This window comes from Brevibacterium mcbrellneri ATCC 49030 (assembly GCF_000178455.1).
Lineage (GTDB): Bacteria > Actinomycetota > Actinomycetes > Actinomycetales > Brevibacteriaceae > Brevibacterium > Brevibacterium mcbrellneri.
The window spans coordinates 1-13,911 of the sequence record NZ_ADNU01000050.1 but is presented as its reverse complement, the minus strand read 5'-3'; the positions used below and the strand labels follow the sequence as shown (position 1 = coordinate 13,911).

Below are 13,911 nucleotides of genomic sequence, written 5' to 3'. Positions count from 1 at the left end.
GTGTATCCCGGTGTTTGATGAAATGCTCACCAGTAAACGGGTAGACGTGTCATGGAAAACTTTTAAACGGCACGTGACTGAAGTGCTTGCCATGCTCACTACCCCAGAAAGCCGTAGTGAAACGGCTAGGCGTAACCGGTCAGTGTCGTACTGGGTCAATGATGACGGGACAGCAACCCTGAGTCTTACTGGGCCGGTGTTGGAGATGGAAGCGTTTTATCAGCGGGTACGCGGGACTGCCAGAGCGATCATGGCGAATCACATTGAACCTTTTACTGCCACGTTGACGGATGAACAGCAAGCCCTGTTCATTACCGAAAACAACGGGGAAACGACCGAGGTACGTGTGGGTGATCTGGGTCGGGTTGAGGTTGATGATGACCGGCTGATGGACCAACTCACCCTGGACCTGATCACAGGTGCTAAACCCTCAACCACGCTACGCGTCAGAGTGACCCGGACAGGCAAACAAGCACCTATCAAAGTCACCACCATCCCGGTTGATGCCGAACACGCCGGGGAAGGCTCCGGGGCTGCGAGTGGTGTTGAGATCGTGCGCGAAGACGGTACACAAGCCCAAATCAGAAACGCTGCAGGTGCGCAAACACAGGGCGGGAACGCCATCGGTGCGCAAACACAGGGTGGGAACGCTGCTGGTGCTGACGCGAACGGTGCTGATGTAGACGGCGGTTCTGCAACTGACGGGTTTGGTGCAGCTGCTTCTGGGCCGGGCGATGCAGACGGTTCGGTGTGGGCTGAGAAGTGTGAAGCCCGTCAGGCTGAAGACGTGTATGAGCTTGAGTTGTGCGTATCCATGCCTGAAAAAGAAGAATGGCTACGCGCCCAAGCCGGTATCACCGTCACCGTCCCAGTGCTGCACTTCCTCATGGACAACCCACCATCAGGTACAGAGAGCATACCTGAGGAGCAGAGATCTGAGAGACAAAGATCCGGAAAAGCCCCCGGGGTGGACAAACACAGACCCGAAAACCACGACCTTGGAAGGCACGAAACCGAAGAACAAGCATTTGAGAACCAAGGGAGAAGTGCGCCATCAGGGACTGATTCGCCACCGGGTAGTGAAGAAACCCTAAACCCCGAAGAGTTCTTGAACACTGAGGAACGCATGAGTGCCAGCGAGCCTGTGGGTGCTGGTAGTGAGCTTGATTATGGGTTGCCGGTCGAGGTGGACCCGGGAGCTAGGGTTCCGGTGATGATGAATAACCGGGTGCCATTAGATACTAAGACTGCTGATGAGGTGATTGCGCAGGCGAAGTGGGTGTACCGGATGTTCACCGACCCGCAAACCGGGGTAGTCCTGGAGTCTACGCCGACGAAGTATTACATACCCGCGGCTTTGAAACGCATGGTTGAAGCTAGGCATCCTGATTGCAGTGCCCCGTGGTGCGCGGTGCCTGCCAGGGTGTGTGAGAAGGACCATATTGAACCGTTCAACCATCAGGACCCTGAAAATGGTGGGTTGACTGTGATGGAGAATCTGCACCCGTTGTGTAAGCGGCATCATCAGGAGAAAACCCAGAAACGACTCCGCGTTGACAAGATGGATGATGGTTCCTTGGCGTGGGTGTTCCCCAGGATTGGTGCCATGCTGGTCTACCCGCCAGAATCGAGGATCAACCAACTTCAGTATGAGCGGTTACTTGAGTACTTCGATACCGGTGTTCAAGACATCAGCGACACCGTTAATGAGTGCCTAGCAACAGAACACCAGACTGCTCACGGTGCAGAACGCACGGCCACGAACTGTCCCGAACCTGGGGTTGATTACGGTTCAGAACCCACGACCGTGAACCGCACCGAACCTCGGACTGCTCCAAGTTCAGGGCAGGTCAACGGGGACCTCAGTGCGGCGTACCCTCGCGAGGTCGCTGACGAGTACGCGCTAGCAGGGGAAGTGTTCAACGGTGACACCCGCCTGTGGGAATCCAACGAGGAACCGCCACCATTCTGAGTTGGGCTGTTCTAACCAGAACTCACATGCCAAAACCTTCGAAACCTGGGCCCAAAACGAACTACTCCCCACCGGCTGACAGCTGACTTTCAGCAGTCCAACCAATGGAGAGCAACTCAGAAGCCCCAACTAAAGGAGCCACTCAAATATGAAAGCTATTCAAAACCAAGGCAACTCACACGGAGACTGCCCAGGCGAAAACAAACGCAGCTATTAGCGTTCTTCAACCGGCACGTAGGAGCGCTGAGGCGAACCGGTGTACACCTGGCGCGGGCGACCGATCTTGGTCTCTGGGTCCTGGATCATTTCGTGCCACTGCGCAATCCAGCCAGGCAGACGACCAGCGGCAAACAAAACCGTAAACATGTCGGTGCGGAAGCCCATCGCCTTGTAGATGAGACCCGTGTAGAAGTCAACGTTCGGGTACAGGCTACGCGACACGAAGTAGTCGTCCTTGAGGGCAATCTCCTCCAGCTTCATGGCCAGGTCCAAAAGCTCGTCGTTTCCGCCCAACTTCTCCAAAATGTCGTGCGCAACGCTCTTAATGATGGCCGCACGTGGGTCGTAGTTCTTGTACACGCGGTGACCAAAGCCCATCAGGCGCACACCCTGTTCCTTGTTCTTCACGCGTTCCATGTACTTTTCGGCACCGTCATCGGACTCGGCGATCTCCTGGAGCATCTCCAGCACCGCAGAGTTAGCACCACCGTGAAGCGGGCCAGACAGTGCACTCACACCAGCAGAAACCGACTGATAAATATTCGCCTGCGACGACCCCACCAGACGCACAGTCGAAGTGGAGCAGTTCTGTTCGTGGTCGGCGTGCAGAATGAACAAAATGTCAAGAGCTTTCACCAACAGAGGGTCCGGCTCAAAGTCACCCTGAGTAGGCAACGCGAAGTGAACGCGCGCGAAGTTCTCCATGGGCGACAGGTTGTCCGACGGGTGAACCACAGGCACTCCCGAACGGCGACGCGATGCAAGAGCAGTGATGGTGGGCATTTTCGCCATGAGACGGAGCATGGAAAGTTCAACCTGCTCCTCGTCGAAAACGTCCAAGCTACCCTGGTAAAAAGTCGACATTGCCGAGATCGCACCAGACACCATGGACATCGGGTGTGCGTCATACGGGAACGCCCGGAAGAACTCACGCATGTTGTCATTGACAATCATGTGGCTTGAGTACTTAGCGGTGAACTCTTCCAACTGCTGAGCGGTAGGAAGCTCACCATAAATCAACAGATATGAAACCTCAATGAAGCTCGACTTCTCAGCAAGCTCCTCAATTGGGTATCCGCGGTAGCGCAGAATTCCTTCGTCACCGTCGATAAACGTGATCTTGGATGATGACGCTGCAGTGGATGTGAAGCCAGGGTCGTATGTGACAGTTCCGGTTTCTTTGAGAAGCGAGCCAATTCGCAATCCTTCGGTGCCTTCAGTTGCACGCACTCGGTCGAGCTCAAGCTCCTTCTCACCGACAAGAATTTTGCCGTCTGCCACCATCATGTCTCCTTAAAGGGTTCACATCATTGCACTCACAGGCTACCCCGTTTTGTGAGTATGCACTAAGTCGTACTGTATTTTGTTGGAGGTCAGACACGTACCTGACCAGAGCTTTTCCGCTCACTTCACCTGCGCAAGCGCTCAGCCGCCGCACGAATCGTGTCGTCCGATCCGGTCAGAGCAACACGCACGTACTGGGCACCATCCTCGCCGTAAATAATGCCCGGCCCAGCCAAAATACCCAGATCAGCAAGGTCTGAAAGCGTATCCCAACAGTCATCACCGCGCGTACACCACAGATAAAGACCAGCCTCGGAATGATCAATTGTCATCCCCCACGCCTCAAGCGCAGGCTTCAACAGGTCACGCCGAGCACGGTACGTCTCCTTTTGCGCCACCACGTGCTCTGAGTCCTGCAAAGCTGCAATCATTGCCGTCTGCACAGGCCCGGGGACAATCATTCCTGCGTGCTTACGCGTGTTAATGAGGTCGGCAATCAGGCTCTGATCACCGGCAACGAACGCGGCTCGGTAACCGGCGAGGTTCGACTGTTTAGACAGCGAGTACACACTGAGCAGCCCGCTGTGATCATCGCCCGCAACAGCAGGGTCTAGCAACGACGGCGCTTGGGCCTCCCAGTTGAGAAGCGCATAGCATTCGTCACTTGCAACAACCACGCCAGCTTTGCGCGTGGCTTCAACAACCTTACGGAGCGTCTGTGCATCGAGCACACGTCCCGTGGGGTTTGCTGGCGAATTGAGCCACACCAGGCCAATACCCTCCAGCGAAGCCCCCTCAGCGATCTCATGCGCATCGAGCTGACGGAACTCCACACCTGCGATCGTGGCGCCCATGCGGTACGTGGGGTACGCAAGAGACGGCCCGGCAACAGCCAGTCCCAGCTCTTTCAATCCCAACAAGGTGGGCAACCACGCAACCAATTCTTTTGACCCAACAGTGGGCAGAATCGCATCAGGCGCAACGCTCACACCGCGCGACCGGGAGTACCAACCAGCGATTGCTTCACGCAACTGTGGTGTGCCGGCTGTTGTGGGATATCCGTGCGCGTCAGCGCCGGCTGAAAGGGCATCCTGCACCACCTGCGGTGTGGGATCGACCGGCGTTCCAATAGACAAGTCGCACAGGCCACGTTCTTCTGCTCGCGCTTTAAGAGGAGCCAGCTTGTCCCACGGGTAGGCTTCGAGGTGGCGACCGTACTGAGCGAAGTTCATGCTACTGCTGGGGTGGAAGAGCCTCAATGATGGGGTGGTCGGTTCCGGTGTTACCTACACCGGCAGCTCCACCTGGCGATCCGATTTCGTCGAAGAACTCCACATTGGCCTTGTAGTATTCGGCCCACTGTTCAGGGACGTCGTCTTCGTAGTAGATGGCTTCAACCGGACACACGGGTTCGCACGCACCGCAGTCCACACATTCGTCAGGGTGAATGTAAAGTGAGCGAGCACCTTCATAAATACAGTCCACGGGGCACTCATCGACGCATGCCTTGTCCTTGAGGTCGACACACGGCTGCGCGATTATGTACGTCACGGATACCTCCTGGTTGTATGGATACTTAATAAGGTTACTCCTACGCACGTACTTTTCCACACTTGAAAGGGCCTCCATGTTTTCACCCGGCACACGTGTTGTTGTGAGATACACAGACAACGGCTCTTTGACCGACGCTCTGGGCGAGGTCCTCGAAACCACACCAACACACCTCCGCATTGCTACCAAGCGCGGGCCCGTCGACGTGCCAATAGACGCAATCGAAACCGGACACGAGATCCCGCCTGCCCCCACCCGCCCCGGCAAACTCCACGAAATCGTGAGCGCAGAAGACCTCCGAAAAGTCGCCGCCGCAACATGGTCGCCCCACGAAATCGCGTGGCTCCACGCCGACAACCTCGCGTCCGAACTACGCGGTGAAGATCCCAAAGTGCTCTCCGGGTGGCTTCTTCGGTCAGCGCCTGCCACCTCGGCAGTGAACATTTCGGCACTGAACACCTCGGCGGCGGCCAACAGCGCCCTCCCCATCAGCGACCCCGGCATGCCAGCCCAGGAGGCACTTTCCCTCTCTATCGACTGGCTCAAAGAACGAGGCAGCACGCCATACATCCTCATTCACACCCAGGCCCATTCCAGTGAGCTCAGTCCCGCAAGTCAGCAGGTTGCCCCACTTTTGCGTGGAGAAGGATTCGTCCCGTCAGATCCCATAACAACGTTTACCGCGCCCACCGCAGAACTCGCTCAATTGCGTGAACCGGATGGCGAGATCGTCGAATCAGACACTCCCGCTCCCCTGCACTACGCGGTGTGGGGCATCGAAGAATCGGCGCGCGAAGAGTACAGCCACCTGATTTCAAGCGCACCCCAGTACCGCGTACTTTCGGCCATTGCGACTGGCTCGGACGGCACACGGACCATGGTGGGTGCGGCGCGCATCGCGTTCGCGATGAAGTGGGCCGTACTTTCTCACCTGGTCGTTCATCCAGACTCGCGACGCACCGGGGTTGGTAGCGCACTTGTCACGGCAGCTGCGCGGCTTGCCCAAACCCGAGGTGTCCGTTCACTCATGTACGAGGCTCCCGACCGCGAGCGCTCCGACTTCGCCCACGCATGTGGCATGAGCGAACACCACCGCGTGTGGATGGCGCAGCCGGCGAGCGAGTGAGGCAGCCCCGGCGTCAGTGACCTGCCCCTGTCACGACTTACCAGAACAGATTTGACCTTGTTGATCTGAGTACTCCCGGTAGAACGTATCCCGCATGGCTGGCTGATCTTTATTGCGGTCCTTGATGACTCGGTACGTGAGTACGGAACCGCCGTCAAGCGACGGATAGGACACGCACCGCCTGCCTGATTCTTTCGTGGGTGGAAGGCCCGCTGTCACGTTCCACCGGTCAGTCGTAAGAAGCTCCACGTCGAACTGTTTGGTGCCGTGGATTTTGACATGTGTCTTGTTGTCATCCGCAAACGACTCGATCACGATGGGTTTGTCAGTCGTGTTTACGAAAACAAAGTTGGTTCGTGTGTTGACGATGACATCGCGACCGTCCGGGTACACGGACGGACGCTGTCGTCCTCCGTGCTGTTCGCGGATTTCAAGCCCTGCTTTTAGCGCAGCGTTAAACAGGGTTGTCGCAAGTTGTGAGTGTGGGCCACCTAGCGAGTCATCCTTTACGCCACCCAGAACCGTTGGTTGAGGGAAGGGCTTGTATCCAGGCTCCGCCCAGTCGGGCCCCACTACCACGTTGAAGTCGAACGTTTCACCCGGCTTAACAACCGTGCCTGATATCTTCTTTGCCACATGCTCAAGCCGTGCATTGCGCTCATCGTTCTGCGGGTTGTCTGTTGCAAACTGCGAAATCACGTCTGGGAACTTCATCGCTTCAGCATCCTTGGTGCTGAACTGAGCCTTCTGGTCGCCCACCCCAACGGAGGCCGTGCTGTCCGGAGACGCAATCGCTTCTCGCACTGCACGCGTGAGCTCGTCGGAGTCAACACTCACGCCGTTGTGCGCGGGTTTCACAGTGGGTTTTCCATCCGGGAATTCGAAGCGCGCATTGACAATGTGATCGCCAACGCCAGGGTTTTCGTCCATGACGGCGTTGCGGAACTCTTCACCGCGAAAACACAGCTCCAGCTTGTCGTTGAAGTAGCCATACTGTCGAATAAGCTCGACAGGAATACGCAGTGATGCCCCACCACCCGCTTTGAGCACAACATCTTTGTCGCCCAAGCCTTGATCAATCTCGTACGCACGCGCTGACGCTTGCGCATCGCTAACGTCTGCGTTGATCATCTTTGTGGGCACTTTGAGAATGCTCGACCGATCGTTCGGAGCTTTCAGGACAGCCTTTTGCACCTCGGCGGACTCCACCTCCAACCCATCTTCAGAATCATCAGACGAAAAAGCGCCTGCGGAAGTGAAATACACCGTGGCGTTCTTCTTCTCGTGACTTAACTCATGGGCTATGCGATCAGACATTCGCCCTAACTTCTCGTCGTCAATGCGTTTAATCAGAGCGACACTGCCGTCGTCGTATGTGGCCTTGATCCGCTTGACGATCGTCACTGGATTGAGCGTGAAGCCGGCAACCTGCCGAGCAGTGGCATGTGCATCAACGGTGATCCCCATATCCTCAGCCGAGACAGTCGTATGACCCCCGCCAGCTTCGGGAGACACAATAAACGTTGTGCCACTGGAATTCTCCTCAATCGACTGAACGACTTCTTCGTAGCTCATCCCGCCGACGTTACGACAACTAACGCGCGTGCCATCCAGCGCGTGACGCGTCAAGAAAAATGCGATAACTACATACGCCACAACCAGGACACAACACACAATGCCGATCCTGTGCACATGCTTCTTGTCCATGAGCGCTCCGCCACCTTGCCCCTGATGTGTCCCCGGCCCTGTACCCGGACGGGTCTGTCCCACATCAAAACACTACGGTGAGGACCGTCCCAGGGCGCCATACTCACGTGCCAAGGTGGCAACATGCGTTACAACATGCGCTACAGAACGCACCAGTCAGTCAGACACCCACGAACGCGTCAGCTTCTTAAGAACACGTCACCCGATGAACCGGGTTGTACACCGTCACAAAGTCATCCTTTTTAATGACCTTGCCACTGCCGTGTTCCTTGATGGTGCGGAAGATCTTAATCGACCAGCCCGGACGGGGCGACTGCGGTTTACACGTGCTACCAGAACCTTTGATGGTCGACGGTGACGTGTATGCGAACCGGCTCGAAGCATCCGCCTCGACATCAACCGTTTTGACACCCAGAATTCGCGCGTGGACCTTCCCACCTTCGAGGTACATGTCCAACACCACAGGCTTGTCCGTGTTGTTGGTGAATTTCAAGTCAATCGACTTGTAGTCCAGCGTAGTTTCGCGTCCTTCTGGGTATCGCGAAATGTAACGCGAGTGAGCCTTGTGCTCATCCAAATCAAAACCGGCAAAGAACGCGGCGTTGAACAGTGTGGTGGACACCTGGGAGACTCCCCCGCCGTAGTCCTGTTTCATCTGTCCACCAGAGATCACACCGGCTGGTTTATATCCCGCCGAGGCGGTCCGCGGTCCCAGCGTCTTGTTGAGGCTGAATTGTTCGCCAGGTTGGAGTACCGTTCCTGAGACTGCCCGCGTCGACACCTTCAGGTTGGTGTCGCGTGCGGGGCTCGACGCGTACGGTGTTGCGAAGTCGGAGACGGTGTCGGAGAGATCGAGCTTTTCAGCGTCCTCGGTCGAAAAGTCCGCCGGTTCCGCCCCTAAGGTAATGGCCGCAGAACGGTCGTCGGCCCCAATAGCGTCACGAACAGCTTTAGCGAGTTCATCCTTATTCACTGACACGCCGTCGCGGGACGGAACAACTTTGGGTTTGCCGTCCACGAACTCGAATGACGCGTCACGCCCCGCTTCACCCACGTCTGGGTTGTCGTTCATGACTGTGGTCCTGAACCGCTCGTCAAAAACGAGCTGGCCGGACTCGTCAAACGACCCGTGCTTGACGATCGCCTCAGGGGTCACAGTGAGTTCTTTTCCTGCTTCGACATCCCCTTCGACTTTCAAGGTGACATCGTCTTTCAGCGCAGGTTCAGCAACTTCACGTTTGACCTTCTCTGCGTCTTCGGTGGTGAAATCGGGCTGCTTGACTTCGTCCTTGACCGTCACGGTGTCTTCCATGAGCCACTGGTCGCGGATACCTTGCCCTACTAGTTCAGGGTCCACCTGGGTTCCGTCTTTGGACGGGCTGAGTTTCACCGAATTCTTTTCAAAGGCCAGTTTGGCGCTTTCTGGTGACTTTTCGAGGTTTTTGGCTACGGCCGCCGCCGAGGTCGTCAACCGTGAGTCGTCGACCTTAAGTTCTGGGGATTGGTTAGTGCGATTGTTAAACCGTTCGTAGAGTGTGACGGGGTTAAGGGTGAAACCGGCAATCTTCTGTGCACTGGCTTCATAGTCGACCTCTACTCCGGCGTCTTTGGGCGACACTTTCGCGTCGCCGTTACCGGACTCGACTTTAACCGTAATATCTTGGTCAGCCTTGTCTTTCAGTGCTTCTTCCAGCACGCCCGGGATTTCGTCAACGGTTTTATTTGCAACGTCAACTCCGGCGACGCTGGTTCCGGCGAGTGCAGCCCGGGAGGTCAAGAAAGCGACAACGAGGTAGATGAGCGCAAGGCCACACACTCCAATGCCTACAAACTTAGCTACCCGTTTCATCTTTCTCCTTGCGCACAACCGGTGGTTGAGGCTTTAACGACGGCAGTGTAAATGCCATAATCCCAGCAATCACCATAGGCGCAAAGAGCCACACGACAGACCGATAGAAATTCGTTATAAGAAGATCCTGCCCCGGTAAGAATCCGCGCTGCCCCAAAATGAAACTGCCAACGGAAATCACCACGCCGTGAATCACGACTAAGAGAGTAGAGCGGTGGGACACTGCGATGTGCCACGTGCTAGCGATCAGCATGGCCACAGCCAGCACAAGACCCCACGGGACAATGATCGTTTGTCCACTGACGTTGACAGCACTCGCATTGAGATGTTGCAAAGTACCCAAAAGACACACAAGCACCGCCACCAACACGGTGTGGAGCGTGTCAGCAACCCACCGCCCGGCGGACTTTTTCCCAGAGTCTTCTGGCGCTTCCTGTGACGCACCTGCACTCGCACCTTCGTGCGCCCCACTGATCCCGCCGTGAGTGCCCGCCACCTCGTTAGCCCCGGACTCTGCAGGAACCTGACGCCGGTGTTCCTGCGCATACTCCAACAGGTCACCCAACACAGGGCCCGAATAACCCGGCGCAGTGAAGTACTCCGTATCCAGAATCTTCTGGCCCACATCGTTACTCAGCGCAAAAAACTCACCGGCAACCGTGATCTGAGTGGCGTGCGCGGCCATCGCCATCGCTTTGGCTCCCACAAACTCCGACAAATCCTGCGCCACCGCAACCGGGTACTCCGCCGGAACTGACGGAACAGACGTAGCCGCACCAAACCCAGTCAAATCGAAACCGGGAGCCTCCGGGTCGAACGCGTCAACGGCAACTTCGGGAGGCACCTCGGCGAACACTACAGGGGGCGCGCCCGCCCCTAAACGCGCCAACGCTTCTTGTGTGGCTTCAAAACAACGCACGTGATCCGGGTGGCCGTAACCGCCACCTGGCCCATACGTCACAACCAAGTCCGGGCGCACGGTGCGGATGGCCGCACCCACGTAATCCGCAACCTCGGCAACGGTGGCACTGCACAGTGCCTCCGGCGGCATGTGCGCGGGAGCAACCGCGTGCCCGTCGGCTCCCCACTCCATCCCGGAGTCTTCAAACCGCCGAGGTGGCAGCTGTGTCCCAGCGACAGTCCGCTCCTCGCCCAAAAAGTACGATTCCGTAACTCCCAGCGCCGAGGTGGCTTCTGCCAGTTCACGCTCCCGATGTTCAGCCAGCCCCGGACGGTTACCGAACAAGTGGGCATGGGTTTCCCCGATCACTTCCCCACCCTCACCCCGGGTGGCGGTCACGAGTACCACTGAGGCACCTCTGGCAGCCAATGCCGCCATGGTGCCACCCGTCATGATCGATTCGTCATCGGGGTGAGCGTGGATAAAGAGAACAGTGGTCATGAGTTTTGGCGGCGCTTTTGGTTAGCAACCTTGTGGCGTTCCTTCTGATCGAGGATGACTTTGCGGATTCGGACGATCGACGGCGTCACTTCCACACATTCGTCGTCGTTGGCAAACTCCAGGCTTTCCTCAAGCGTGAGCTTGCGCGGAGGAACCAAGTTTTCAAACGAATCCGCCGTAGCCGAACGCATGTTCGTGAGCTTCTTTTCCTTGGTGATGTTCACATCCATGTCATCCGCACGTGAGTTTTCACCCACGATCTGCCCCTCATACACCTCGGAGGTGGGTTCCACAAAGAACGTTCCGCGTTCCTGCAGGTTGATCATGGCGTACGGCGTGACCGCTCCGGCGCGGTCAGCAACCAGCGACCCCGAAGTGCGGAACTCGATCGCACCAGCCCACGGCGCGTAACCGTCGGAAATCGAGTTCGCGATTCCAGTACCCCGCGTTTCGGTGAGGAAACGGGTACGGAAGCCAATGAGACCCCGGGCAGGCACCCGGAACTCCATCCGAACCCAGCCAGTCCCCTGGTTAGTCATTGTTTCCATGACACCCTTACGCGCGGCCATCAACTGTGTGACAGCACCCAGGTGCTCTTCTGGAACGTCAATCGTCATGCGTTCCATAGGTTCAGACAGAACACCGTCAATCTCGCGGGTCACCACCTGCGGCTTGCCCACGGTGAGCTCAAAACCTTCGCGGCGCATCTGTTCAACCAAAATTGCCAGCGCCAGTTCACCGCGGCCCTGAACTTCCCACGCGTCAGGACGGTCGGTGGGGAGGACCCGCAGGCTCACGTTACCCACCAGCTCCTGATCGAGGCGGTCCTTCACCTGGCGGGCAGTCACCTTGGTGTTCTTTTCGCGCCCTGCAAGCGGCGACGTGTTGATACCAATGGTCATGGAGATCGCCGGTTCGTCCACCGTGATCGGTGGCATTGGACGGGGGTCTTCCAGATCGGTAATGGTGTCACCGATCATGATGTCTGGAATACCGGCGATAGCGATGATGTCACCAGCTGATGCTTCTGTTGCCGGGAACCTTTCGAGTCCCTGAGTTTCCAACAGCTCTGAAACTTTAGCGGTCTTGACCGTGCCGTCGTTCTGCACCCAACCCACTTGTGCGCCCTTCTTCAGCGTTCCACCGTAAATGCGCAAGAGCGCCAAACGGCCCAGGAACGGTGACGCATCCAGGTTCGTCACGTGGGCTTGCAGAACACCGTCGTCGTTGTACGCGGGTGCAGGAATGTGTTCAAGGATCGTCTTGAACAGTGGCTCCAGGTTCTCACTGTCGGGCAGATCACCGTTAGCAGGCTGCTCTGTAGATGCGCGACCGGCCTTACCTGAGGCAAAAATCGTGGGGAAATCTAAAACAGCGTCGACGTCAAGGTCCGGCACCTCATCCGACAGGTCGCTTGCGAGCCCCAGGAGCAAATCCTGGGTTTCTTCGATCACTTCGTCAATCCGAGCATCGGGGCGGTCGGTCTTGTTAACAACCACAATGACAGGAAGCTTGGCCGCCAGGGCTTTGCGGAGGACAAACCGGGTCTGTGGCAACGGGCCTTCGGAAGCATCAACGAGCAGCACCACACCGTCCACCATGGACAGGCCACGCTCCACTTCACCACCGAAGTCGGCGTGCCCTGGGGTGTCAACCACGTTAATGATGATGGGCTGGCCCTGTGCAGACGGCCCGTTGTACAGCACCGAAGTGTTCTTGGCCAGAATTGTGATTCCTTTTTCCTTCTCCAGGTCACCGGAATCCATCACGCGATCGGAGTAGTCCCCGTGGTCACCGAAAACACCCGTTTGAGCGAGCATCTGGTTCACCAGAGTGGTTTTTCCATGGTCGACGTGCGCAACGATTGCAACGTTACGGCGATCCTCACGGCGTGATGTGTGGGTCATAAGGTCCCTAACTGATCGATGTAGTGGCGCACAGTCGCGCCCAACCCACCACTATACGATCTACCCTCCCCCGGTTGCGACTATCTCGAATTTGTAACAAAAGATTGAAACTGTAAATTTAATGTGCACAGCATCACAGTTTTCTGACGTAGACTGTCGGTACTTCCAGACGAGAGGTCACATTCGTGCGGCGTCTCGTCAGTACGGTACTCACACAGTGCCTACGGATTCTTCAAGGCGAAAAGCCTGATAGATAAGGAGACAATATGAAAAAGCGCTTAACTACGCTGGGAGCGGCTCTCGGTGTATCAGCGCTACTGCTGTCCGCATGTGGCGGTAGCGGTGGCGACGGCGGAAACGGAGCCGGTGGCAAAGACGGCGGCGGCTCGCCCGTAGAAGTATCTGGTACCAAGGCCAGCGACACGTATGAGGGCCAGGAAGGCGGAGAAGTCACCTTCGCCGGATGTAACCCTCAGGACCTTCTGATCCCTGGGTTCACTCAAGAAACCTGTGGTGGAGATGTTCTTGACTCGATTCTTGTTGGTCTGACCGAGGTCGACCCATCGACCGGTAAGCCACGTTTGGCAAACGCCGAATCGATCGAAGCTAATGACGACAACACCATGTTCACCGTCAAGCTCAAGGACTGGAAGTTCGACGACGGATCGCCAGTCACCGCCAAGAGCTATGTTGATGCTTGGAACTGGGGAGCAAACGGTGCCAACGGTGCTAAGCAGCAGGCATTCTTCGGTCCTGGCTTCCTCGATGTCAAGGGCTACGACAAGGTTGCTGAGTCCAAAGACAAGGGTGCAACCATGGAAGGTCTGAAGGTCGTTGACGACAAGACCTTCACCGTTGAAACCACCAACGCGAACTCGCTGTTCGAAACAATGG

10 protein-coding genes are annotated in these 13,911 nt (G+C 56.9%); 3 read left to right on the top strand and 7 right to left on the bottom strand.

From position 1 onward, the window contains the following. Window positions 1–1,972 (top strand): HNH endonuclease signature motif containing protein (locus HMPREF0183_RS13325; RefSeq protein WP_005885316.1); only part of this gene is annotated, 1,972 nt, incomplete at its 5' end. A gap of 213 nt (window positions 1,973–2,185) precedes the next feature. Here the strand turns inward: HMPREF0183_RS13325 and HMPREF0183_RS09310 are convergent. The 3 genes from HMPREF0183_RS09310 to fdxA form a co-directional block, all read right to left on the bottom strand. Then, window positions 2,186–3,475 carry a citrate synthase gene (locus tag HMPREF0183_RS09310; RefSeq protein ID WP_156798227.1) on the bottom strand — a complete coding sequence of 430 codons (1,290 nt, stop codon included), beginning with the start codon at window positions 3,473–3,475 and terminating at the stop codon, window positions 2,186–2,188. A gap of 125 nt (window positions 3,476–3,600) precedes the next feature. After that, complete coding sequence (gene dapC, locus HMPREF0183_RS09305; protein ID WP_005885312.1) at window positions 3,601–4,707, bottom strand: succinyldiaminopimelate transaminase; 1,107 nt, start codon at window positions 4,705–4,707, stop codon at window positions 3,601–3,603. A gap of 1 nt (window position 4,708) precedes the next feature. Then, complete coding sequence (fdxA, locus tag HMPREF0183_RS09300; RefSeq protein WP_040348810.1) at window positions 4,709–5,026, bottom strand: ferredoxin; 318 nt, start codon at window positions 5,024–5,026, stop codon at window positions 4,709–4,711. Window positions 5,027–5,153: 127 nt separating this feature from the next. On the opposite strand from fdxA, the gene HMPREF0183_RS09295 reads away from it, so the two are divergent. Further along, complete coding sequence (locus HMPREF0183_RS09295) at window positions 5,154–6,152, top strand: GNAT family N-acetyltransferase (protein WP_211205341.1); 999 nt, start codon at window positions 5,154–5,156, stop codon at window positions 6,150–6,152. A gap of 30 nt (window positions 6,153–6,182) precedes the next feature. Here HMPREF0183_RS09295 and HMPREF0183_RS09290 read toward each other — a convergent pair whose 3' ends face one another. The 4 genes from HMPREF0183_RS09290 to typA all read right to left on the bottom strand — a co-directional run bounded on the left by HMPREF0183_RS09290 (window position 6,183) and on the right by typA (window position 13,017). Continuing rightward, complete coding sequence (locus HMPREF0183_RS09290; RefSeq protein WP_005885306.1) at window positions 6,183–7,859, bottom strand: VanW family protein; 1,677 nt, start codon at window positions 7,857–7,859, stop codon at window positions 6,183–6,185. Window positions 7,860–8,046: 187 nt separating this feature from the next. Next, window positions 8,047–9,708 carry a VanW family protein gene (locus HMPREF0183_RS09285; RefSeq protein WP_005885304.1) on the bottom strand — a complete coding sequence of 554 codons (1,662 nt, stop codon included), beginning with the start codon at window positions 9,706–9,708 and terminating at the stop codon, window positions 8,047–8,049. Beyond that, complete coding sequence (locus HMPREF0183_RS12255; protein WP_005885302.1) at window positions 9,692–11,110, bottom strand: PIG-L family deacetylase; 1,419 nt, start codon at window positions 11,108–11,110, stop codon at window positions 9,692–9,694. The genes HMPREF0183_RS09285 and HMPREF0183_RS12255 overlap by 17 nt, the downstream gene beginning before the upstream one ends. Beyond that, the gene (gene typA / locus HMPREF0183_RS09275) at window positions 11,107–13,017 is read right to left on the bottom strand and encodes a translational GTPase TypA (protein WP_005885300.1); all 1,911 of its coding nucleotides are present in this window, start codon (window positions 13,015–13,017) and stop codon (window positions 11,107–11,109) included. The genes HMPREF0183_RS12255 and typA overlap by 4 nt, the downstream gene beginning before the upstream one ends. 266 nt (window positions 13,018–13,283) lie before the next feature. On the opposite strand from typA, the gene HMPREF0183_RS09270 reads away from it, so the two are divergent. Further along, the coding region (locus tag HMPREF0183_RS09270) for an ABC transporter substrate-binding protein (protein ID WP_005885298.1) at window positions 13,284–13,911 on the top strand (628 nt) is incomplete at its 3' end.